This is a genomic window from Nesterenkonia sp. PF2B19, assembly GCF_001758425.2.
Classification (GTDB): Bacteria; Actinomycetota; Actinomycetes; order Actinomycetales; family Micrococcaceae; genus Nesterenkonia; species Nesterenkonia aethiopica.
This window is the reverse complement of record NZ_MDSS02000019.1, coordinates 33,225-53,901: the sequence shown is the minus strand read 5'-3', so window position 1 is coordinate 53,901 and position 20,677 is coordinate 33,225. Positions and strand designations below refer to the sequence as shown.

Annotated in this window: 23 protein-coding genes; 19 read left to right on the top strand and 4 right to left on the bottom strand. The window is 70.0% G+C overall.

The window, feature by feature from the left end:
• Window positions 1-44: 44 nt before the first annotated feature.
• A complete protein-coding gene (locus BCY76_RS07675; RefSeq protein ID WP_085437472.1) occupies window positions 45-278 on the bottom strand; it encodes a hypothetical protein in 234 nt (77 codons plus the stop codon).
• Between the two features lie 2 nt (window positions 279-280).
• Complete coding sequence (locus BCY76_RS07670; protein WP_070160844.1) at window positions 281-517, bottom strand: hypothetical protein; 237 nt, start codon at window positions 515-517, stop codon at window positions 281-283.
• Between the two features lie 192 nt (window positions 518-709).
• On the opposite strand from BCY76_RS07670, the gene BCY76_RS07665 reads away from it, so the two are divergent.
• Complete coding sequence (locus tag BCY76_RS07665) at window positions 710-1,093, top strand: cold-shock protein (protein ID WP_070160842.1); 384 nt, start codon at window positions 710-712, stop codon at window positions 1,091-1,093.
• Window positions 1,094-1,124: 31 nt separating this feature from the next.
• Window positions 1,125-1,481: a DUF3027 domain-containing protein gene (locus tag BCY76_RS07660; RefSeq protein ID WP_070160840.1), complete on the top strand. Its 357-nt coding sequence runs from the start codon at window positions 1,125-1,127 to the stop codon at window positions 1,479-1,481.
• Window positions 1,482-1,634: 153 nt separating this feature from the next.
• Here the strand turns inward: BCY76_RS07660 and serC are convergent, their stop codons facing one another.
• Complete coding sequence (serC, locus tag BCY76_RS07655) at window positions 1,635-2,762, bottom strand: phosphoserine transaminase (protein WP_085437470.1); 1,128 nt, start codon at window positions 2,760-2,762, stop codon at window positions 1,635-1,637.
• Window positions 2,763-2,953: 191 nt separating this feature from the next.
• Here serC and BCY76_RS07650 point away from each other — a divergent pair, with 191 nt between their 5' ends.
• From BCY76_RS07650 to BCY76_RS07595, 12 genes are all read left to right on the top strand, one after another.
• Window positions 2,954-3,673, top strand: coding sequence for a metal-dependent transcriptional regulator (locus BCY76_RS07650; RefSeq protein WP_070160838.1), 720 nt, complete (start codon window positions 2,954-2,956; stop codon window positions 3,671-3,673).
• A 444-nt stretch (window positions 3,674-4,117) separates the two neighbouring features.
• Window positions 4,118-5,242 carry a C40 family peptidase gene (locus BCY76_RS18545; protein ID WP_070160836.1) on the top strand — a complete coding sequence of 375 codons (1,125 nt, stop codon included), beginning with the start codon at window positions 4,118-4,120 and terminating at the stop codon, window positions 5,240-5,242.
• 254 nt (window positions 5,243-5,496) lie between these two features.
• Window positions 5,497-5,991, top strand: a complete 495-nt coding sequence (locus BCY76_RS07640; protein WP_070160835.1) for an HNH endonuclease — start codon at window positions 5,497-5,499, stop codon at window positions 5,989-5,991.
• On the top strand, window positions 5,873-6,412 hold the full coding sequence (locus BCY76_RS20690) for an NTP transferase domain-containing protein (RefSeq protein WP_442935353.1): 540 nt from the start codon (window positions 5,873-5,875) through the stop codon (window positions 6,410-6,412). Before BCY76_RS07640 ends, BCY76_RS20690 begins: the two co-directional genes overlap by 119 nt.
• 40 nt (window positions 6,413-6,452) lie before the next feature.
• The gene (locus BCY76_RS07630) at window positions 6,453-6,728 is read left to right on the top strand and encodes a hypothetical protein (RefSeq protein ID WP_085437466.1); all 276 of its coding nucleotides are present in this window, start codon (window positions 6,453-6,455) and stop codon (window positions 6,726-6,728) included.
• A 12-nt stretch (window positions 6,729-6,740) separates the two neighbouring features.
• Window positions 6,741-7,037 (top strand): DUF6457 domain-containing protein, encoded by a 297-nt coding sequence (locus BCY76_RS07625; RefSeq protein ID WP_070160833.1) that lies wholly within the window; start codon window positions 6,741-6,743, stop codon window positions 7,035-7,037.
• Window positions 7,037-8,332 carry a molybdopterin molybdotransferase MoeA gene (locus BCY76_RS07620; protein WP_085437464.1) on the top strand — a complete coding sequence of 432 codons (1,296 nt, stop codon included), beginning with the start codon at window positions 7,037-7,039 and terminating at the stop codon, window positions 8,330-8,332. The genes BCY76_RS07625 and BCY76_RS07620 overlap by 1 nt, the downstream gene beginning before the upstream one ends.
• Window positions 8,320-9,168, top strand: coding sequence for a formate dehydrogenase accessory sulfurtransferase FdhD (fdhD, locus tag BCY76_RS07615; RefSeq protein WP_070160830.1), 849 nt, complete (start codon window positions 8,320-8,322; stop codon window positions 9,166-9,168). The genes BCY76_RS07620 and fdhD overlap by 13 nt, the downstream gene beginning before the upstream one ends.
• Window positions 9,169-9,242: 74 nt before the next feature.
• Window positions 9,243-11,663 carry an FdhF/YdeP family oxidoreductase gene (locus BCY76_RS07610; protein ID WP_083277583.1) on the top strand — a complete coding sequence of 807 codons (2,421 nt, stop codon included), beginning with the start codon at window positions 9,243-9,245 and terminating at the stop codon, window positions 11,661-11,663.
• Window positions 11,664-11,844: 181 nt separating this feature from the next.
• The gene (locus tag BCY76_RS07605; RefSeq protein ID WP_070160828.1) at window positions 11,845-12,048 is read left to right on the top strand and encodes a cold-shock protein; all 204 of its coding nucleotides are present in this window, start codon (window positions 11,845-11,847) and stop codon (window positions 12,046-12,048) included.
• A 273-nt stretch (window positions 12,049-12,321) separates the two neighbouring features.
• A complete protein-coding gene (locus BCY76_RS07600; RefSeq protein WP_070160827.1) occupies window positions 12,322-13,095 on the top strand; it encodes a hypothetical protein in 774 nt (257 codons plus the stop codon).
• Window positions 13,096-13,349: 254 nt separating this feature from the next.
• Window positions 13,350-13,805, top strand: a complete 456-nt coding sequence (locus BCY76_RS07595; protein ID WP_070160846.1) for a class F sortase — start codon at window positions 13,350-13,352, stop codon at window positions 13,803-13,805.
• A gap of 135 nt (window positions 13,806-13,940) precedes the next feature.
• On the opposite strand, the gene BCY76_RS07590 is transcribed toward BCY76_RS07595, so the two are convergent.
• Window positions 13,941-15,497, bottom strand: coding sequence for an MFS transporter (locus tag BCY76_RS07590; protein ID WP_070160825.1), 1,557 nt, complete (start codon window positions 15,495-15,497; stop codon window positions 13,941-13,943).
• 226 nt (window positions 15,498-15,723) lie between these two features.
• Here BCY76_RS07590 and BCY76_RS07585 point away from each other — a divergent pair, with 226 nt between their 5' ends.
• From BCY76_RS07585 to BCY76_RS07565, 5 genes are all read left to right on the top strand, one after another.
• Window positions 15,724-16,503, top strand: coding sequence for a MerR family transcriptional regulator (locus BCY76_RS07585; RefSeq protein ID WP_085437462.1), 780 nt, complete (start codon window positions 15,724-15,726; stop codon window positions 16,501-16,503).
• A 175-nt stretch (window positions 16,504-16,678) separates the two neighbouring features.
• Complete coding sequence (locus tag BCY76_RS07580) at window positions 16,679-17,404, top strand: fasciclin domain-containing protein (protein WP_070160823.1); 726 nt, start codon at window positions 16,679-16,681, stop codon at window positions 17,402-17,404.
• Between the two features lie 192 nt (window positions 17,405-17,596).
• Complete coding sequence (locus BCY76_RS07575) at window positions 17,597-18,211, top strand: sigma-70 family RNA polymerase sigma factor (protein WP_070160821.1); 615 nt, start codon at window positions 17,597-17,599, stop codon at window positions 18,209-18,211.
• Window positions 18,201-18,974, top strand: a complete 774-nt coding sequence (locus BCY76_RS07570) for an anti-sigma factor (protein ID WP_070160820.1) — start codon at window positions 18,201-18,203, stop codon at window positions 18,972-18,974. Before BCY76_RS07575 ends, BCY76_RS07570 begins: the two co-directional genes overlap by 11 nt.
• 71 nt (window positions 18,975-19,045) lie before the next feature.
• Window positions 19,046-20,665, top strand: coding sequence for a molybdopterin-dependent oxidoreductase (locus tag BCY76_RS07565; protein ID WP_085437474.1), 1,620 nt, complete (start codon window positions 19,046-19,048; stop codon window positions 20,663-20,665).
• Window positions 20,666-20,677: the final 12 nt, after the last annotated feature.

The following is a 20,677-nucleotide window of genomic DNA, read 5'->3' as shown; positions in this document are numbered from 1 at the left end:
CAGGCGGCTCAGCACCGGGTCCAGGGCGTCCTCGGTCAGGCCCGTCAGCGGCCGCCGGCGGTGGCGGCGGCGAGGACGGCGAGGGCGCCGGCGTCGAGTCGCTGCAGGCAGTGCCGCAGGCTCATGTCCGACTGGGCGCGCACCGCCAGCCCGGTGAAGTCTCCGGGGGAGGGATGCACCAGGTCGGGGCGGGACCGCAGCAGGGCGGCGACGGCGTCGTCGTCGCGCGAGGAGAGGCGCCGGGCCAGGGCGGCGAGTCCGAGGAGCGTCGGCTGCATCCTCAGGACGTCGCGGCGCGGCGTCGACGCCGACGCATCGACTCGAGCAGGTGGACGACCATCAGGGTGAAGCCCAGGGGGAATCCCCAGAGGGCCGTGAAGTACAGGCCGGGGTGCGGCTCGACGTCGGCGAAGTACAGTCCCAGGATCAGCGCCAGCGCCACGGCGGACGCGGCGGTGATGATCACGCCCAGGAGCAGGACGGCCCGCGAGGCCGCAGGGGCGGAGGTGGTGGACATGGTGCCGATTCTATCCCGACCGCGCGCCCCAGGTACTCTGGAAGGCAGTCGAGATGACGCGTGAGCCGGTGTCGCGGGCGCCGGACGGTGCCGAAGCGGCTCGGCGGCACCGGGCAGGACGCCCGGACGCTGACGGGCTTCCGCGCCTCGACCCCAGTGACCCAGACCTATTCGAGGACGAGGTAGAGGAACGTGCCAACCGGGAAAGTGAAGTGGTTCGACGCCGAGAAGGGCTTCGGATTTCTGACCTCCGACGACGGGCAGGAGGTGTTCCTGCACTCCTCGGCGCTGCCCGCCGGCGTCTCGAACGTGAAGACCGGCACCCGCATGGAGTACGGCATCGCCGACGGTCGCCGCGGCAAGCAGGCGCTGTCGGTGCGCATCCTGGACGAAGGTCCTTCGGTGGTGCGCGCCACCCGCAAGCCTGCTGAGGAGATGGCCTCGGTGGTCCAGGATCTGGTCAACCTCCTGGACTCCACCACCGGAGGCCTCCGCAAGGGGCGCTACCCGCAGTCCGCCCAGTCGAAGAAGATCGCCGCGCTGCTCCGGCGCGTGGCCGACGACTTCGACGCCTGATCCGCCCGTCTACCCCATTCCGGAGGTCATCATGCCGAAGAAGGATGCCGTGCTCAGCGAGGCCGTCGACCTCGCCCGCGAGGCCCTGCGCGAGATCGCCCCGGATGAGCAGGTCGGTGAGCATCTCTCCGTCACCGCGGAGGAGGACCGGCTGCACACCCATCGCTTCGCCGCCGACCGCCCCGGCTACCACGGCTGGCAGTGGTACGTGACCGTGGCCCGCGCCCCGCGGGCGAAGAAGGTCACCGTCTGCGAGCTGGGGCTGCTCCCCGGTGATGATGCGCTGCTCGCGCCGGCGTGGGTCCCGTGGGCGGAGCGTATGGACGAGCAGGAGAAGAAGGAGCTCGCCGCCGCGGAGGCGGCGGCCGCCGAATCCGCCGGAGGCTGATGCCCGCAGGCCCGGACGCGTGAGGGGCCCGGACGCCGTGTCGACACGGTGTCCGGCCCCTCACGCGTGGGCAGACCGATCGTCCAGTGATCCCGGCGACCCGGGGGCCTGCAGGGGAAAGCCGGATCGGGCGGGCGAGCCCATCCGGTGGACTCAGCCGGTGAGATGCTCCAGCACGTGGTCGATCGAGCGCAGCAGCTGAGAGACGTCGTCGGGCTCGATGGCCACGAAGGTGGCGATGCGCAGCTGGTTCCGCCCCAGCTTGCGGTAGGGCTCGACGTCGACCACGCCGTTGGCGCGCAGCGTCGCCGCGACCTCGGCGGCGTCCACCGAGTCGTCGAAGTCCACGGTGACGATGACGTTCGAGCGGTCCTCAGGCCGCTGGACGAACGGGGTCGCCAGGCTGTGGGCTTCCGCCCAGGAGTAGACCCGCTGGGCCGAGTCGGCGGTGCGGGTCGCGGCGAATTCCAGGCCGCCGGCGCCGTTGAGCCAGTCGATCTGCTCGGCCAGCGTCACCAGGGTGGCCAGGGCGGGGGTGTTGTAGGTCTGGTCCTTGCGCGAGTTGTCGATCGCGGTGGTCAGGCTCAGGAAGTCCGGGATCCAGCGGTCGGCGGCGATACGCTCGGCCCGCTCCAGGGCTGCGGGGGACATGATCGCCAGCCAGAGCCCTCCGTCGGAGGCGAAGTTCTTCTGTGGGCCGAAATAGTAGGCGTCCGTCTGGGCGACGTCCACGGCCAGCCCTCCGGCCGCCGACGTGCCGTCGACGAGGACCAGCGCGCCCTCGTCGGCGCCGGCGACACGACGCACCGGGGCGGCCACGCCGGTGGAGGTCTCGTTGTGCGGCCAGGCGTAGACGTCGACGCCGGCCTCGGCGGAGGGCTCCGGGCGGGTGCCCGGCTCCGCGGTGAGGATCGAGGAGGCCCCCAGGTGCGGGGCCTTGTCGGTGGCCTTGGCGAACTTGGCGCCGAACTCGCCGAAGGACAGGTGCTGGGCGCGGGTCTCCACGAGGCCGAAGCTCGCCACGTCCCAGAAGGCCGTGGATCCGCCGACGCCGAGGATCACTTCGTACCCCTGAGGCACCTGGAAGAGCTGGGAGACGCCCTCCCGGAGCCGGCCCACCAGGTTCTTCACCGGGGCCTGGCGGTGGGAGGTGCCCAGCAGGTCGCGGCCAGCCGCGGTGAGCGCCGCGATCTGGTCGGGCCGGACCTTCGAGGGTCCGGCGCCGAAGCGGCCGTCGGCGGGGAGCAGCTCGGCGGGGATGGTCACGCGGTCAGCGGACATGGAGGATCTCCTCGACTTCTCGGACGCATGGCGGCTGCGACGCGGCGACTGCGACAGGGGCGGACAGGACCATGTCGTCGACACCTGTGACAGGGGCAGCCACTATGCTGGGGTGGTGTGGGGACGCCGAGCATCACGTTACCAAGTGCGGAGGCCTCCCCTGCGGCCGGGCAGAGGAAAGAGAGTCATCGTTGACGGATCTCATCGACACCACTGAGATGTACCTTCGCACCATCCTGGACCTGGAGGAGGAGGGCATCGTTCCGCTGCGGGCGCGCATCGCCGAGCGGCTCGAGCACTCAGGGCCCACGGTCTCGCAGACGGTGGCCCGGCTGGAGCGGGACGGGCTCCTGGTGCTCGCGGAGGACCGTCATCTGGAGCTGACAGAGGCCGGCCGGGAGCTGGCCGTGCAGGTCATGCGCAAGCACCGTCTGGCCGAGCGTCTCCTCTCCGACGTCATCGGCCTGGACTGGCCCTACATCCATGAGGAGGCCTGCCGCTGGGAGCACGTGATGAGTGAGCGTGTGGAGCGGCGCCTGGTGGAGATCCTCGACGACCCCGTCGAGTCCCCGTACGGGAACCCGATCCCCGGGCTGGAGAAGCTGGGGGTCGCGGGCCGGGCCGCGTCCGCCCAGGGCCTGGTGACGTTGAGGCGTGCCGCGGAGGACCGTGTGGCGGACGGGGAGGCCCCCTCGTCCTGGAGGGTCCAACGCCTGGCAGAGTCCATCCAGGTGGAGCCTGAGGTCCTCGAGCAGCTGCTCGAGGCCGGGCTGCGCCCCGGAGCTGCGGTCGATGTGGGGGAGGTGGACCAGGCCTATGTGACGCTGACGGTGTCTCACGACGACGTGGACGCCCTCGAGGTGGAGATACCCCTCGAGGTCGCTCAGCACATCTTCGTGGTCGCCCGCTGAAGCCTTCTGAGCCCCCGGACGACGACTCTCATCACGAGAGTGTCACGCGCCATGGGGCGAATATGTCACGGACTGTGACCATTCGTCGCCGCCGGCCCAGGAGCTCTTCGGCATCCATCTGACCTGCAGTGATCCTCGGGCCGTGGGGGCGGAGGAGGGGGTGGACGTGTGGTCGAGTCGTGATCTTCGCGGGGGTCGTCGTGACCTGAGCGTGACATTCGCGCCGAACTGTTATAGCGTCGGGGTGTGCCCGGGCGACTGTCCGAATGCCCGGTGCGCCTCAGGTCGGTCTTGCTTCTCTGCCGCCGACCGGAGCCGTTCGACAACTACCGCATGGCAGAGGGCGGGGTACGCGGTCATGCATGGACCTGGAGTTGGAAGCTTCCCGGGCTTCGTGCTCCACGCAGGCAGGCCCCGCCGACACAGGGAGAGGTTTTCATCAAAGTGACTGACAACATGACGATCGTCTCGCGCCGTGACCGGCGCCATCAGGCGTCTCTGGCGCGTGCTGTGGTCCACAACGCCGGCACCTTCGGCCGTGGCGCAGCAGTTGCCGTCGCAGCCACCGGCCTCGTGGTCTCCACGGGTGCCGCCGCCAACGCAGGTGTGGGCTCCGCCTCGGTGAACGACGGCCGTGAGGTCACCACGCTGCAGGTGTCCCAGTCGGACCTGACCGTGGAGCGCGCCAGCAACAACACGGCCGTCACGGTCACCGCGTCGCCGAGCGTCGACCTGACGTTCGACCGCCCGTCGGTGGGCTCGGAGAGCGCTCCGGAGCCGACGCCCGAGCCTGAGGTCGAGACCGAGACCCAGTCCGTCGCGCTGAGCCACACGCTCCACGACTACCTGCCGGGCACCCGCGGCCTGGTCGAGCAGCTCGCTGAGCTGGAGGGCGTCTCCGCCGAAGGTCTCTTCGAGCAGCTCTTCGCCGACGGCACCTTCGTCGACGAGAACGGCGTGCTGGACCACGGCGCCCTCGCGGCCCGCGTCGCCGAGCTGAGCCCGCAGCAGGCTGAGGAGCCCGCGCAGCAGGAGACTCAGGAGCAGGCCCCGCAGCAGGAGGCTCCCCAGCAGGAGACCCAGCAGCAGGAGGCTCCCCAGCAGGAGGAGAGCCAGGAGCAGGCTCAGACCGAGTCGCAGGAGTCCTCTCAGGAGGCGAGCGCCGAGGTCGAGCTGGCGTCCGCTCAGGAGGAGGCGCCGCAGGAGGAGTCCTCCGGTTCGCTCAGCGCCGTCGTCTCCGCCGCCTACTCCGGCATCGGCACCCCCTACGTGTGGGGTGGCAAGGGACCGGGCGGCTGGGACTGCTCGGGCTTCACCGCATGGGCCTACGCCCAGGCCGGCTACAGCATTCCGTCCAGCACGGCGGCTGTGCGCAGCTCCGGCCAGTTCCGCTGGACCGACAACCCGCAGCCGGGTGACATCGTCGTGCAGAACGGCGGCGGCCACATCGCCATCTACGTCGGCAACGGCCAGTTCATCGGTGCCCAGAACCCGAACTCCGGCACGCTGCTCTACAGCTACGAGACCCGCCCGGGCAACTCGCACGTGGGGTACCTGACCCTGCGCTGATCCCCGGACGATCCGCACACGAGCCGCGGCCGCGCCCCGAGTCCTCTCGGAGCGCGGCCGCGGCTCGTTCTGTCTCCTGAGGCCTCCGAGGTCGAACGGCAGGCTCTGCAGGCCCCTGGCGCGCTGACCGGGTGTGATCTGTGTCATGTGGTGCCATCTCGGCGCTTCAGCGTCTATATTGAGGGCTGTACAGGCGCGGAACGGCGCCGCGCGGCGCCGAACCGTACTGCCATGAGAGGTACGGAGGGTTCGCGATGCGCACACTGGTGCTCAACGCCGGCTACGAGCCGCTGAGCGTCGTGTCCTCCCGACGTGCCGCCGTGCTGGTGATGCACGGCAAGGCCAGCATCCTGGCGGAGGACGGCACACCGATCTCGTCGCCCTCCACCCTGATGCCCCGGCCGGCCGTGATCCTGCTGCACCGCTACGTCCGGGTGGTCCGACGTCGTCCCAGCTCGCCCTCGCGCCGTGGCGTGCTGCGCCGGGACCAACGCCGCTGCGCCTACTGCTCACGTCCTGCGGCGACGGTCGACCATGTGATCCCACGATCCCGCGGCGGCGACTCCACCTGGGAGAACCTCGTGGCCTGCTGCGGGCCCTGCAACGTCCGCAAGGGGGACAAGACGCTGGATGAGCTCGGCTGGACGCTCGACACGACCCCTCAGCCGCCGCCGCACCACGCCTGGATGCCTCATGAGCTGGATGCGCCTCATGAGCTGTGGGCCCCCTTCCTCGACCATGCGGCCTGAGTCCGTGTCAGAGCCAGTGCCTGAGCCGGAGCCTCCGGACTCCTCTGCGCCGGGGGACGAGGTGCCCGGCCCGTCCGTGGCGGCGGTGCTGCTGGCGGGCGGACGCGGAAGCCGCCTCGGCGGCGTCGAGAAAGGCCTGCTGACCCGCGACGGCGTCCCGCTGATCACCGGCTGGGCGGAGGCGCTAGGGCGGCGGGACATCCCCGCAGTGGTCGTCGGCACGCCGAGCTGCGCCCTCACCTGCCTCCCGGGGTGCGGCTCACCCGAGAGGACCCGCCGTACTCCGGTCCCGCCGCAGCGGTGTGCGCCGGGGTCCGCGCGCTCGAGGCTGACCCGTGGCCTCGGCATCTGCTGCTGCTCGCCGTCGACACGCTCGATCCCGATGCGTCCTGGACTGGCTGCTCGCCCGGCTTCCGGATGACGGGGCGCTCATCCCCCGCGATGCCGAGGGGAGGGCGCAGATGCTCACCGCCGCGGTGGAGGCGGGCGCCCTGCGGCGTCGTGTGCTCTCCCTGGTGCCCGGGGAGGAGGTGGGGCGCCCGGTGCGCTGGCTGCTCGACGGGATCTCCTCCGGGAACCTGACGCCCGACGGCGGCGCCTCGGCCCCCGGGGAGGAGGGGGCGCCGGGCCCGAGGCTGCCTGACGGGTTGGGGGTCGTCGTCGACACCGCGGCCGACGCCCTGCGTCACGGGGTCGAGGTTCCCCCGGAGCAGGATCCGCGCGACACGGGGCTGTGAGAAGCTGGGGCCATGGCAGAGCGATCCGAGCAGGAGATCACCCGGGAGTCGATCGACCAGTGGGTGCAGGAGCTGTCCCGCGAGCTGGAGATCGAAGGCGTCCCGATCGACGTCGACGCGGTCCTGCGCCTCGCGGGGGTCGCCGCCCACACCGTCGTGCGCCCCGCCGCCCCGGTGACCACCTTCCTCATCGGCTACGTCACCGGCCTCGCGGAGGCCTCCGGGCAGGCCGACTTCGAACGGGCCTCGCGCGCCGCCACCCGCGTGGCGGAGCGGCTGCTGGAGGGACGAGGCGGCGCCGGAGACTGATGAGCCTCACCACGTTGGCCGAGGCGCGTCGCTGCGCCGCGGACGCCGCCGCGCTGCTCCGCGGCCCCGCAGCCCAGGCGCCCATGCATGAATGTCTCGGGGCGATGCTCGCCGAGGACGTCCACGCACCACAGCCCATCCCGCACGCCACCACCTCCGCCATGGACGGCTGGGCCGTCCGCGGCGCCGGTCCGTGGCTCCTCATCCCGGAGGCTCCGGAGCCGCGCACGGGCCGCACCGCGCTCAGCTGCCGATCAGCGCCCGCGCTGCGGGTGGGAGAAGCGGTGGCGGTGGTGACCGGGTCGCCGATACCTCGGGGCACCACCTCCGTGCTGCGCAGCGAGCACGGGAGCCTCCGCCCCGACGCCGGTGCGCCGGGCCGGGAGCTGCTGCACGCCCGCTCGGACACCGTCGACCTGGAGCCGGGCCGTCATCTGCGCCCCGCGGGCTCCGAGGCCGCTGCCGGAGACCTCCTCCTGCGGGCCGGTGCGACCGTGACCCCCGCCGTGGCCGCGATGGCCGCCGTTGCGGGGCATGACACCCTCCGCATCCACCCGAGGCCCCGGGTGCGTCTGATCTGCACGGGGGAGGAGGTCATCACCTCCGGGCTGCCCGGGCCCGGCCAGGTGCGCGACGCCTTCGAGATCTCCGTGCCTGCCGCCGTGGAAGCCATGGGCGGCGCGACGGAGGGCGTGGAGCGGGTGGGGGACGCCGTCGAGGCGCTGATCTCCTCCCTGCAGGAAGGGCTCGCGTCCCGAGCCGACCTGCTGCTGACCACCGGTGGCACCGCACGATCCGAGGCCGATGCGCTGCTGCCTGCCCTGCGGAGCCTCGGGGCCGAGCTGCTGGTGGACGGAGTGGACATGCGCCCCGGTCACCCCACGGTCCTCGCCCGCGTCGGGGGCAGTCTGGTTCTGGGTCTGCCGGGCAACCCACTGGCCGGACACGCGGCCCTGGCCGGCATCGGGCAGGTCATCCTCGACGTGCTCGCCGGCGCCGACCCCCGGGACGCGGTGGGGATGACGAAGACCATCGCCGTCGAGCCGCTGCCCGGCGCTCGCCGCGGTCAGCGGCTGCTTCCGGTGGAGAGGCGCAGCGCCGGCGTCGCGCCTGTGGGGCACGACAGCCCGCACATGATGCGCGGATTCGCCGTCGCCGCCGCCTTCGCGCTCGTCCCTCCTGAGGGGGTCGCCGCAGGGGAGACGGTGGAGGTGCTGCCCCTGGCGTGGCACGCTGGAGGCACACGGTCGACAGGCGGCCCGCGCGGACGAAGGAGCTCATCATGGGACGGCTGACCCAGAGACACCGCATCATGCGGGTGGGTCGCGACGGCGCGGTCCGCAGCCGCGGCGACGTCGTGGCCGTCGAGGAGCCGCTGGAGCTGCGCCTTGGCGGGGAGTCGTTCACGGTGACCATGCGGACCCCCGGGCACGACTTCGAGCTGGCCGCCGGATTCCTCGTCTCCGAAGGTCTGGTGGCCGCTCCGGAGGAGGTGCGGGGCATGCGCTACTGCGCCGGCACCGACCCCGACGGGCTGCAGACCTACAACGTCGTCGACGTCACCCTCGACCCTCGCATCGCCCGGCTGTCCATCGGGCAGCACCGGCAGGTGCTCACCACCTCGGCCTGCGGCATCTGCGGGACCACCAGCATCGACGCCGTCGAGAAGGCGCTGCCCGCCGCCGCTGCGGAGGGCCCCCAGCTGAGCCTCACCGTGGAGGCGCTGCTCTCTCTTCCTGACTCCCTGCGGCAGCAGCAGAGGATCTTCGACCGCACCGGAGGCGTCCACGCCGCCGGGCTCTTCGACGGCGAGGGCGAGCTGCTGTGCCTCCGGGAGGACGTCGGGCGCCACAACGCGGTGGACAAAGTGGTCGGATGGGCGCTGACCGAGGGGCGTCTGCCGCTGACGGGCACCGCCCTGCAGGTCTCGGGCCGGGCGTCCTTCGAGCTCGTCCAGAAGGCCGCGCTGGCGGGCGTGGAGCTGCTCTCCGCCGTCGGGGCGCCGTCGTCGATGGCGGTGGACCTGGCCGAGCGTGCCGGCATCACGCTGGCCGGGTTCTCCCGGGGGGAGACCATCAACATCTACACCCATCCCGAACGTCTCAGCGACCTCATCGCCACGCCGGCCTGACCAGGCGATCCTGCCGCCGAAGACACCCCTGTGAGGGGTGTCACAGGCCGGCTCAGGTCTGTCAGAATGGAGCCATGGGACTCATCAACGGACGCCGCAGCGGCTCCGAGCAGCGCACCGGCGAGGACGCCGAGGCCAAGGTCCACGGTCGCACCGTGGAGATCGAGGACATCGACGAGGATGACCTCACCGTCGGCACACCGAAGAAGACCGCGGCCGGACTGAAGGCGGTCGGCGTCTCCTTCGAACGCGGCTTCGGGCAGGGTGGCGTGAGCCGGACCCTGCGCTCCTATCTCCGCGTCAACCAGCCCGGCGGCGTCGACTGCCCGGGCTGTGCCTGGCCGGAATCGACCACCGGGCACCGGAAGAAGCTCGAGTTCTGTGAGAACGGAGCGAAGGCGCTGGCGGAGGAGAACACCCAGCGCGTGGTCACCCCGCAGTGGTGGGAGGACCACCCGATCGCGGAGCTGGAGCAGCGCTCGGACTACTGGCTCGGCCAGGCCGGCCGCATCACCCACCCGATGATCATCCGACCGGGGGACACCCACTACACCCCGATCAGCTGGGACGAGGCCTTCGAGACCATCGGTGAGCACGTGCGGGCGACCACGCCGGACCGGTGCGCGTTCTACACCTCCGGGCGCACGGCCAACGAGACCGCCTTCATGTACCAGCTCATGGCCCGATCCCTGGGCACCAACAACCTGCCGGACTGCTCCAACATGTGTCACGAGTCCTCCGGCACGGCGCTGACCCCGACCATCGGCGTCGGCAAGGGCACCGTCACTCTCGAGGACGTCGAACATTCCGAGCTGGTCCTGGTGGTCGGGCAGAACCCGGGGTCCAACCACCCCCGCATGCTCGGCGCGCTGACCGAGGCGCGCAAGAACGGCGCGAAGGTCGTGGCGGTCAATCCGCTGCCCGAGGCCGGCCTGTTGAACTTCAAGGACCCGCAGACGCCGCGGGGCCTGGTGGGCCACGGAGACCGGGTCTCCGACGAGTACCTGCAGATCAAGGTCGGCGGTGACCAGGCGCTGTTCCAGGCGCTGGGCCACCTGCTGCTCGCCGCCGAGGAGGAGAACCCCGGCACCGTGCTGGACCAGGAGTTCCTGGACTCCCGCACCCGCGGCTTCGCGGAGTACCGGGCCGCCCGCGGCACCCTGGACTGGGACGAGATCGAGACGGCCACCGGTCTGCTCCGTGCGGAGATCGAGAAGGTCGCCGAGATGCTCATCGCCTCGAAGGCCACGGTGGTCTGCTGGGCCCTGGGACTGACCCAGCAGCCGCATTCGGTGGACACCATCCGCGAGATCATCAACGTGCTGCTCCTCCAGGGGAACTTCGGCAAGCCGGGGGCCGGCGCCTGCCCGGTCCGCGGGCACTCCAATGTGCAGGGGGACCGGACCTTCGGCATCTGGGAGAAGATGCCCGAGGACTTCCTGCAGAGGCTCGACGACGAGTTCGGCATCTCCTCGCCGCGGAAGCACGGGTACGACTCCACCGATGCGATGCAGGCGATGGCCGACGGCGACATCGACGTCTTCGTCTCGCTGGGCGGCAATCTGGCCCGCGCGAACTCCGACACCCGGATGATGGAGGCCGGCATGCGCCGGACGGGCCTGACGGTGCAGATCTCGACCAAGCCGAACCGCTCCCACGTGGTGCACGGCGAGACGGCGCTGATCCTGCCGACTCTGGGCCGCTCCGACCGCGACGACAAGCACCCGGGTGGCGCGCAGTTCCTCTCCGTGGAGAACTCGATGTCGATCATCAGCTCCACCCAGGGACGTCTGGAGCCCGTCTCCGACCAGCTGCTCGCAGAGCCGGTCATCATCTCTCGGATGGCGCGGGCGATGCTCGGCGACGACCACGTCGTCGACTGGAAGGCCATGGCCGAGGACTACGACGTCATCCGCGACCACGCCTCACGCGTGGTGACCGGCACAGAGGACTTCAACCGGCGCATCCGGGACAAGTACGGCTTCGTGCTCCCCAACGCCCCCCGCGACAGCAGGACCTTCGCGACGCCGGACGGCCGGGCGGCGTTCACCGTCTCGGATCTGGAGTACCTCCAGGCGCCCGAGGGGCACCTGGTGCTGCAGACGATGCGCTCCCACGACCAGTACAACACCACCATCTACGGCCTCGACGACCGTTACCGCGGCATCTCCGAAGGGCGCCGGGTGATCCTGATCCATCCCGACGACCTCGCCACGCTGGGCTTCGCCGACCGCGCGCTGGTGGACGTGGTCTCGGTGTTCCGCGGCCGGGAGCTGCGGAGTGCACGCTACCGGCTGGTCTCCTATCCCACGGCGCGCGGCTGCGCGGCGGCCTACTATCCGGAGGCCAACGAGCTGGTGCACCGCGAGCTGGTCGCCCGAGAGTCCAACACGCCCGGATTCAAGGCGATGATGGTGCGTTTCGAGCCCCACGAGGAGAAGGCGGATCAGGAGAAAATGGCCGCCGCCGTCGACTCAGACGTGGTGATGGCGTAGGCTGAGGACCATGCGGGTGCCACGAGGCTCCGGATTCGGACTTTCCGGCGCCCGCTGATGATGTGCAGCAAGACTTGAGACAGTCCGTGGCCTTCATTGAACTCCGCGCCTGCCCGGCCTGGGCGGGGGCGGGAAAAGCATCGTGACATCGGTGCATCGTAGGAAAGTAAAGGGAAACACAATGGCCACTGGCACCGTGAAATGGTTCAACGCTGAGAAGGGCTACGGGTTCATCGCACCCGACGACGGCTCGGACGACGTCTTCGCGCACTTCAGCGCGATCCAGAGCTCCGGGTTCCGCACCCTCGAGGAGAACCAGAAGGTGGAGTTCGAGACGGCTCGCGGCCCCAAGGGCCTGCAGGCTGAGAACATCCGCCCGCTCTGATCCCCAGCTCTCTCCCGCCCGTGACGCGCCTCGCGTGTCGGCGGTGAGCAGGACCTGAACAGCACCGGCCCCTCGGCGTCGCTTCTGGCGATACTGAGGGGCCGGTGTCGTGGTGGCGGGACCTGTCGGCGGGCTGGACCCGCGAGATTTTCCGAGAGAGTTCCAATCCGAATCGTGAAGTGCGACGAACGTCACGTGCAAGCCAAAATCCTGACGTGATGAGCCGAGCCTCGAGGCTTGCCGAGCGTTCGACGCCTGAATGAGGAGACGACCATGCGCACTTCCACCTTCTTCGCTGTTCCTGCACTGGCCCTCGGCGGACTGGCGCTGACTGCGTCACCGGCCATGGCAGACAGTCACGACGACTCGTGGTCCGTCCAGACATCATTGGAGGAGCTGAACTCCAGCGGCACCACCGGCGAGGTGATGATCGACATCCATGGCCAGGAGGCGACGGTCACGATGAACGTCACCGGAGCAGCCGAGGAGTTCATGGACGGGCCCTTCCCGCATGCCCAGCACATCCACATCGGAGCCCAGGGCCTCTGCCCCGGCCCGGATGCTGACACCGACGGCGATGGGGTGGTGAGCACTCCCGAAGGGCATCACTTCTATGGAGACATCGGGACATCCCTGACCACGGAGGGAGACACCAGCCCGGATTCGGGGCTGGCGATCGACCGGTTCCCCGGAGGCTCGGAGTACTCCTATGAGCGGACCTTCGAACTCTCTGACGACACTCTCACCGCCGTCGAGGAGGGCACCGCCGTCGTCGTGGTCCATGGGGTGGACCCGGACCTGATGCCGGAGGAGGCGGCCCAGAAGCAGAGCGAGCTTGACCCCGAGCTTCCGCTGGCGGCGACGCTTCCGGCCGCCTGCGGGACGCTGAGCGCTTCGCAGATGGAGGAGATGCCTGACGGTGGTGCCGACACAGGTGCTCCGGTGCAGGCGGACAACGGCATGAACCTCGCACTCGGCGGCGGAGCGCTCGCATTGGCAGCGCTCGGTGGCGCGTGGGCCGTGCGACGCCACACTGCCCGCGCCTGACCAGCAGGGCTGACGAGATCATGTGGACGGCATGCCGCCCCCGTCGTGCTGGCGCATTCGCCGTCGCGACGGGGGCTGTCCTGTTCCTCTGTGGCTGTGCGGGCGCTCCGGAGCCGGACTACGCCTCGCCGGTCAGCGCTGAGCGCCCGTCGTCTGAGGCTCCTGCTGACGAGGCACCGTCCTCCGACCGACCTGACTCGGGGCTGGACCCAGTGCGTACTGAGAGCGGACCGCCGGTGAGTGTCGCTGAGGAGATGGCACCGGCTGAGCCGACCTCGGTAGAGGTGCCTGCTATCGGCGTCGTCTCTGAGCTTGTGCACCTGGGGCTGCAGGACGACGGCGCCATCGAGGTCCCTCCGTACGGTGGTGGCTCTCCGGCCGGCTGGTACCGGCACGGACCCACGCCAGGTGAGATCGGCCCCGCCGTGATCCTCGGTCATCGCAACGCGTCGGAAGGAGGCCCCGGGATATTCGCTGAGCTTCCGACCATGGAGGTCGGCGACACCATCGCGGTGACCCGGGACGATGGGACTCTCGCGGAGTTCGTCGTGTATCGGACCGACCGTTTCCCCCAGGAGGAGTTCCCCACGCTCGACGTCTACGGAAACACCGTCGGACCTGAACTGCGCCTCATCACGTGTGACGGGCTCAACCGGGACACAGGAGTCCTGGAGGACAACTTCATCGTCTACGCAGAGCTCAAGGACTGAGCCTGCGCCCAGCGATGCAGGAGCATGCGCGGCCCCTCACGACGCGCTCTCACCTGTGCCGTCGATGTGCACCTGGACATCATGTCTGCCTCACCAGATCTGGTGCGGCAGACATGATGTCCCGGTGCAGCCCGGTCAGCGGCTGCGTGCGGCATCGCCGCGCAGCATCACGAACACCGTGACGGCGGCGAAGACGACGATGGCCACCGCGATCGCGCTGGTCAGGTGCACGCCCGAGACGAAGGCCTCCCGGGCGGCGTCCATCAGCGCAGTCCCGGCGGAACCGCTGAGCCGTTCCGAGGCGGCGTGGGCGGCTCCCAGCGTCTGGGAGGCCTGCTCCATCGCGGAGGCGGGCACACCCTCGACGGCGTCGATGCCGCTGCGGTAACCGGCGGCCAGGATGCTGCCCAGCACGGCGACGCCGAGCGCGCCGCCCAGTTCGTAGGCGGTCTCCGAGACCGCTGAGGCGGCGCCGGCCCGGTCCGCGGGCGCGGAGGTGAGCACGGCGTCATTGGTCATGGTCTCCGCCATGCCCACACCCAGGCCGATCAGGAAGAATGCGGCCATCACGAACGCCCAGCCGGCCTCCACCGGTGCCAGGATCAGCACCGCGTAGCCGGCGGCGGCGATCAGGATTCCGCCGACGATCACCGCCCGCAGCGAGGTGGCGCGGGCGATCGGGATCACCAGGAAGCTGGCCGCCACAGAGATGACCAGTCCGGGGACCAACATCAGCGAGGCATGGAGCGGGGACATCCCGTAGCCGAGCTGCAGCAGCTGGGGGAGGAAGAACATCGAGCCGACCATGGCGAACACCAGCATGAAGTTCGCACTCACCCCGGCCCGGAAGCGCGGCATCGCGAACAGACGCAGGTCCAGCAGCGGGTGCTCCAGGCTTCGCTGACGGCGGACGAAGAGCGCCAGCAGGGCGACGCCGACGAGCAGCGCAGCCACGGGCAGCACCTCGAGGTAGCCCTCGACGAGCTTCTTGATGCCGTAGACGGCGGTGATCATGCCTGTCAGGGAGAGCAGCACGCTGAACAGGTCGAGCCGGCCCGGATGGGGGTCTCGGGACTCGGTGACCAGGAACGGCATGGCGATCAGGATCACCACGACCACCGGCAGGTTGATCAGGAACACCGATCCCCAGAAGAAGTGCTCCAGCAGGGCACCGCCGATGATGGGGCCGAGGGCGGCCCCGGCGGAAAACGCGGAGGCCCAGATGGCGATCGCCAGGGTCCGCTGGCGGGGATTCGGGAACAGGTTCCGGATCAGGGACAGCGTCGAGGGCATCAGGGTGGCTCCCGCCAGCCCCAGCAGCGCCCGGGCGGCGATCAGCATCTCGGCGCTGACGCTGAACGCGGCGATGGCAGAAGCCACACCGAAGCCAGCCGTCCCGATCATCAGGAGCCGGCGTCGGCCGATCCGGTCACCCACGGATCCCATGGTGATGAGCAGTCCCGCCAGCATGAACGCGTAGATGTCGACGATCCACAGCAGCTGGCCGCTGGTGGGCGCCAGGTCCTCGCTGAGATGCGGGACGGCGAAGCCGAGCACGGTCATGTCGACGGCGATGAGCACCACGGGGAGCACCAGGGTGGCCAAGCCCAGCCACTGGCGGGCGCCGGCACGCGGTGTCGAGGGGGATGCATAGTGCGGAGTCTGGATGCTCGCGGTCTGAGGCGAGGACATCGTCCCACATACCTTTCGATCGCTGCGCGGGACGGCGGGGCGCAGCGGGATCTTCTTCTGGAAGACGGGCCGCCTGGGGCAGATCGGCGGCATCAGAACGTGGCCGTCCTTCCGGGTCGTGGTGACCCGACGTCGACCATCGTAGCACGAAACATTACAGATGTAATGTTTGCTTCGTCGCCTCACTGTTGACGTTGACGCGACGTCAACCTCTAGCGTGGGACCCATGGACAGCAGAACCCATGAATGGGACATCCAGGAGCTCTGCCGACGGGCCGGAGTGAGCAGCCGTACGCTGCGGCACTACGACGCCGTCGGGCTCCTGGAGCCCACCCGCACCGGACTCGACGGCCGACGGCACTATGACGCCGACGCCGTCGCGCGCCTCCAGCAGATCCTCGTCCTCCGGGACCTGGGGATGCCGCTCCTGGAGATCCGGGAGGCGCTGGCGCAGCCCGGAACGGAGGTCCACAGGCTCGAGCGGCTCGTCGAGCGGCTCCAAGCTGAACAGCACAGGCTCGGCGCGCAGATCCACGCCGTGCGACACACGCTTCAGGCCCGCAGGGACGGGCGCTCCCCGACGATGGAGGTGATGATGGACGGTTTCGACGCACAGCACAAGGAGGAGGTCATCGAGCGCTGGGGTGAGGAGTCCTACCAGCGCAGCATCGCCTGGTGGACCTCCAAGACTTACCAGGAGCAGCTGAAGCTCAGGCGCGAAGCCGAAGACCTCATCGCCCGCTGGCAGCAGGCTGCCGCCGAGGACGGCGACCCCCGCGGCGAGCTCGGTCAGGCGCTGGCCGCCGAGCAGATCCTCTGGCTGCGCCAGATGCCCGGCACCTCCATGGAGTCCGAGGAGCAGGCAGGCCGGCGTCGCTACGTGGAATGCCTGGCCCACATGTACGTGGACGACGAGCGCTTCGCCGCCACCTACGGAGGCCAGCGCGGAGCCAGGTTCGTCCGGGATACGTTGCTCGCCCACCTGGAGGAGCGGCCGCAGCTCTGATCGGAGTGCGGCAGGCGGTCCTCACGGGCAGCGGGTTCTTCGCAAGAGAGGGCACACTGATCCAATCCAGAGTCCGCATGGCGCCGAACCCCTTCGTGACGGCCCGTGCCGAACGGTCGGGTCGCGGCGTCGGGGATGTCCCTCGGCGAGACGCACGACGACGAGGAGATCAGTCATGAAGACTCAGACGAAGTCCACCGCCTCCGCCATCCTGGGGATCGGGGTGATCTCCCTGCTCGGGCTCACCGCCTGCGCCGATGACACGGCTGAGGACGAAGCCCCGGCGGAAGGGCAGGAGGAGATGACTCAGGACGACGGCGCCACGGAGACAGACGAGGACATGGACGACGACGCCGCGGCCCAGGATGACGCGGACATGGAGGAAGGTATGGACCCGGCGGCCGATCTGGTCGGTGCCGCCTGTGGGGACTACGCCGAACAGGTGCCCGATGGGGACGGTTCGGTCGAAGGCATGGCCCAGGACCCGGTGGCCACCGCGGCCTCCAACAACCCGATGCTCACCACGCTGACCGCGGCGGTCTCCGGCGAGCTGAACCCTGACGTAGACCTGGTCGACACCCTCAACGGTGACGAGTTCACGGTCCTGGCCCCTGTCGACGATGCCTTCGCCGACGTGCCGGAAGACGACCTGAACGCGCTGGCTGAGGATGCCGACGCGCTGACCTCGGTGCTCACGTACCACGTGATCCCCGGTCAGCTGAGCCCCGATGAGATCGCCGGTGAGCACGAGACCGTCAACGGCGACACGGTGGAGATCACCGGAGAGGGCGACGAGCTGATGTTCGACGAGGCCGGGTTGGTCTGCGGCGGAGTGCAGACTGCCAACGCCACGGTCTACATGATCGACGGGGTGCTAATGCCTGAGATGGCGGAGCAGTGAGGGCGAATCACCGAGAGATCCTCTGAGGTTTCTCAGCTCCGACGTCGTTGCGGCGCTCGGGCAGGTGGCTCCGCGGGGTGCCTGCCGAGCGCCGTCGTCGTCAGGGGCTCGTGGTGGCCGGATCCTGGTGGCGCTCGCTCCGGGTTCGGTGCGGCAGTTCCTGTCCCTTCTGTGACCTGGCATGATGGTGGCATGACCAATCCTGAACGGACCCGCGGGGGAGAAGGCGTGAACCCGCCTGCTTCCCTGGGCGGTCCTGACCCGTGCGGGGAGCTGCTGGTCCGCACGGCGAGCGGAGACGCTCAGGCGTTCGAAGAGCTCTTCCGGGGCCAAGGCTCCGTGCTCCTGGCCGTCATCCTGCGGATCGTGCGCAGCCGAGCTCTGGCCGAGGAGATCCTCCAGGATGTCTTCGCCGAAGTGTGGGAGGACTGCTCCCGCTTCGACCCCGGCCGGGGCAGCGGCCGCGCCTGGCTCATCACCGTCAGCCGCCGCCGGGCCATCGACAGAGTGCGCTCGGTCAGCGCACAGCGGGAGCGTGACACCGCGCATGGGGAGGGGCAGCTGCGGCAGGAGTCCCCGGACGTGCAGTACGAGGCGCTGGAGAACATCGAGTCGGCCCGTGCGGCCCGGGCTGTGCAGGGACTGCCGGAGGACCAGGCGCGTGCGATCGCCCTCGCCTACTATCACGGCATGACGCATGTCGAGATCGCCGATCATCTCGGTGTCCCTCTGGGAACGGTGAAGACGAGGATCAGAGACGGCATGCGACGGCTGAGGACTTCACTGGGGGTGACCGATGCACACTGATCGAGAGTATCTCGCCGCAGGATATGTGATCGGCGGCCTGAGTGCCGACGAGGCGGCTGAGGCTGAGCGGCTCCTCCACGAGGACGCGGAGTTCGCCCGTGAGGTGGCGGATTTCGAGGAGACTATGGCGTTGGTCGCCGCCGATGACGAGCCGATGGCGCCCTCCGAGGAGGCGGCCCAGGCCATCCTGTCCATCCCCCGGCAGAACATCCTCGCCGCCTCCGGCGAGCCCGTCCGCGGCTCTGCGCCGGAGAGGGGGCCCGTGACAGGCCCCGGCCGCCAAGTCCGGCGAAACCGTCCGGCGCTGTATTTCGCCCTGGCGGCCTCGTTCCTCCTGCTTCTCTGTGCGGTCCTGGGAGGGGTGGCGCTGCGCGCCCAGGCGGAGAACGAGCAGCTGCGCGAGACCGTCGCGGGCCTCGATGCGGAGCAGCAGGAGGTCCAGCGACTCCTGGGAGCTCCGGACCTGGCGGCCCAGCACGTCGAGGTGGGCGACGGCTCCAGCGTGACCGTGTCCTACTCCGTCACCGAGCAGCTGATACTGGTCACTCCGCATGACATGGAGGGCCCTGAAGAAGGCCAGGATCTGCAGATGTGGATCATCGACCAGGACGGAGCACACGACGCCGGACTGATGACCGCCGAAGGGCCTGCCGTCGTGACGGGGCCGTCCTTCTCCGCCGACGCTGCCGTCGGGATCACCGTCGAGCCCGAAGGAGGATCGGAGGAGCCGACATCAGAGCCGCTGGTCGTCGCGGAGCTCTGACAGCCTGACCGACTGAGTCATCGAAGGACGGCGCGTCCCATCCGGTCCGCGATCGGCTCCGAATGCAGGTCATGACATCGCACCAGTGGAGAAGGATCGCCGCGTACAGGCGGCATGCGGCCGCAGGCGTGCTCGCCGCCGCCGTCCTCCTCGGCGTCGCCGACGTGATCGCCCGAGCCTTTCGCCCGGCCGCCTCGCCCCTCGTCGCCCTCGGATCCACTGTCATCGAGTTCGCACCCCCAGCGCTCCAGGAGACGGCGATCGCGGTGCTGGGGCCGTGGAACAAGCCTGTGCTGTTCCTGGTCATGGGGCTGGGCGGCGTGGTGATGGCCGCAGGCATCGGTGCTCTCGGGCGGCGCCTCCCGAGAGTCGCCTCCACGATCTTCCTCGCGGTGGCGGCGCTCCTGTCTGCCGCGGTGGTACGTCGGCCCGAGACCGCCGCGGCGGATCTCATCCCCTCCGCCCTGGCGATCGTCGCGGGTCTGGCGGTCCTGTTCGGGCTCTGGCGGCTCGCGGGGGTGGGGGTCGCTGCAGGATCTGGGCAGGGGCCGGCGCGCCGGAGGGCTGAGAGCGACGCACAGTGGGAGGGGGAGGCGGAACCCGATCCCGTCCGGCGCAGTGCGTCGCGGCGCGCCTTTCTGGGGGCGGCTTCCGGGACTGCTGCTCTGGCGATCGCCTGCTTCGCCCTCGGGCGATCGATCGGTGCCTTCGGCCGGCAGGCGGGGGAGCGGCTTGTCGAACTGGTGCTGCCGCGACCGGCTCGTGGCGCGTCACCGGTGCCTGCGGCGGCCTCGGTCGACGTGGCGGGGGTCCCTCCGTTCATCACACCGAACGATGACTTCTACCGCATCGACACCGCCTTGGTGGTTCCGGAGCTGGAGCCGGGTGAATGGACTCTGCGGATCACCGGCATGGTGGAGGAAGAGGTCAGCATCGACATGAGCGAGCTGCTGGGACTCCCGCTCGAGGAGCATCATGTGACCTTGACCTGTGTCTCCAATCCTGTCGGCGGAGATCTGCTCGGCACTGCCACGTGGCTGGGATATCCGGTGCGGGAGCTGTTGGCTCGGGCGCGGCCCCTGCCCCATGCGGACATGGTGCTCTCCCGGTCTGTGGACGGCTTCACCGCCTCGACTCCGCTGGAGGTGCTCACAGACGAGCGCGCGGCGCTGCTGGCCGTGGGGATGAACGGTGAACCCCTGCCCCGGCAGCACGGCTACCCGGCCCGGCTGGTCGTCCCGGGCCTCTATGGGTATGTCTCGGCCACCAAATGGGTGGTGGAGCTCCATCTGACCCGCTTCGACCGGGACACGGCCTATTGGACCGACCGAGGCTGGGACGCGAGAGGGCCGGTCCTGGTCGCCTCGCGCATCGACGTGCCCGGTCCACTGGCCACGGTGCCCCGCGACGGAGTCGTCGTCGCGGGCACGGCCTGGGCCCAGCATGACGGGATCGCAGCCGTCGAGGTCAAGCTCGACGACGGCGACTGGCAGGCGGCCGAGCTGGCCGCCGAGGTCTCAGTGGACACCTGGCGGCAGTGGCGCCTGTCCTTCGACGGGGTGGAGCCGGGCCGGCATGCCGCGACCGTGCGGGCGGTGACCACCTCCGGGGAGGTGCAGACCGGAGTGCGACGGGACCCGATCCCGAACGCGGCCACGGGGCATCACCGCATCGAGTTCCGGGTCGCATGAGGCCTGGTGCGG

What these genes read in the sequence shown, in the direction of transcription:
- BCY76_RS07585 (WP_085437462.1), top strand. Translation starts at nt 15,724, where the DNA reads ATGGACAGCAGAACCCATGAATGGGACATCCAGGAGCTCTGCCGACGG.
- serC (WP_085437470.1), bottom strand. Translation starts at nt 2,762, where the DNA reads ATGTCCGCTGACCGCGTGACCATCCCCGCCGAGCTGCTCCCCGCCGAC.
- BCY76_RS07570 (WP_070160820.1), top strand. Translation starts at nt 18,201, where the DNA reads ATGCACACTGATCGAGAGTATCTCGCCGCAGGATATGTGATCGGCGGC.
- BCY76_RS07565 (WP_085437474.1), top strand. Translation starts at nt 19,046, where the DNA reads ATGACATCGCACCAGTGGAGAAGGATCGCCGCGTACAGGCGGCATGCG.
- BCY76_RS07580 (WP_070160823.1), top strand. Translation starts at nt 16,679, where the DNA reads ATGAAGACTCAGACGAAGTCCACCGCCTCCGCCATCCTGGGGATCGGG.
- BCY76_RS07600 (WP_070160827.1), top strand. Translation starts at nt 12,322, where the DNA reads ATGCGCACTTCCACCTTCTTCGCTGTTCCTGCACTGGCCCTCGGCGGA.
- BCY76_RS07630 (WP_085437466.1), top strand. Translation starts at nt 6,453, where the DNA reads ATGCTCACCGCCGCGGTGGAGGCGGGCGCCCTGCGGCGTCGTGTGCTC.
- BCY76_RS07675 (WP_085437472.1), bottom strand. Translation starts at nt 278, where the DNA reads ATGCAGCCGACGCTCCTCGGACTCGCCGCCCTGGCCCGGCGCCTCTCC.
- BCY76_RS20690 (WP_442935353.1), top strand. Translation starts at nt 5,873, where the DNA reads ATGAGCTCGGCTGGACGCTCGACACGACCCCTCAGCCGCCGCCGCACC.
- BCY76_RS07640 (WP_070160835.1), top strand. Translation starts at nt 5,497, where the DNA reads ATGCGCACACTGGTGCTCAACGCCGGCTACGAGCCGCTGAGCGTCGTG.
- BCY76_RS07595 (WP_070160846.1), top strand. Translation starts at nt 13,350, where the DNA reads ATGGCACCGGCTGAGCCGACCTCGGTAGAGGTGCCTGCTATCGGCGTC.
- BCY76_RS07610 (WP_083277583.1), top strand. Translation starts at nt 9,243, where the DNA reads ATGGGACTCATCAACGGACGCCGCAGCGGCTCCGAGCAGCGCACCGGC.
- fdhD (WP_070160830.1), top strand. Translation starts at nt 8,320, where the DNA reads ATGGGACGGCTGACCCAGAGACACCGCATCATGCGGGTGGGTCGCGAC.
- BCY76_RS07590 (WP_070160825.1), bottom strand. Translation starts at nt 15,497, where the DNA reads ATGTCCTCGCCTCAGACCGCGAGCATCCAGACTCCGCACTATGCATCC.
- BCY76_RS07620 (WP_085437464.1), top strand. Translation starts at nt 7,037, where the DNA reads ATGAGCCTCACCACGTTGGCCGAGGCGCGTCGCTGCGCCGCGGACGCC.
- BCY76_RS07670 (WP_070160844.1), bottom strand. Translation starts at nt 517, where the DNA reads ATGTCCACCACCTCCGCCCCTGCGGCCTCGCGGGCCGTCCTGCTCCTG.
- BCY76_RS07625 (WP_070160833.1), top strand. Translation starts at nt 6,741, where the DNA reads ATGGCAGAGCGATCCGAGCAGGAGATCACCCGGGAGTCGATCGACCAG.
- BCY76_RS07575 (WP_070160821.1), top strand. Translation starts at nt 17,597, where the DNA reads ATGACCAATCCTGAACGGACCCGCGGGGGAGAAGGCGTGAACCCGCCT.
- BCY76_RS07660 (WP_070160840.1), top strand. Translation starts at nt 1,125, where the DNA reads ATGCCGAAGAAGGATGCCGTGCTCAGCGAGGCCGTCGACCTCGCCCGC.
- BCY76_RS07605 (WP_070160828.1), top strand. Translation starts at nt 11,845, where the DNA reads ATGGCCACTGGCACCGTGAAATGGTTCAACGCTGAGAAGGGCTACGGG.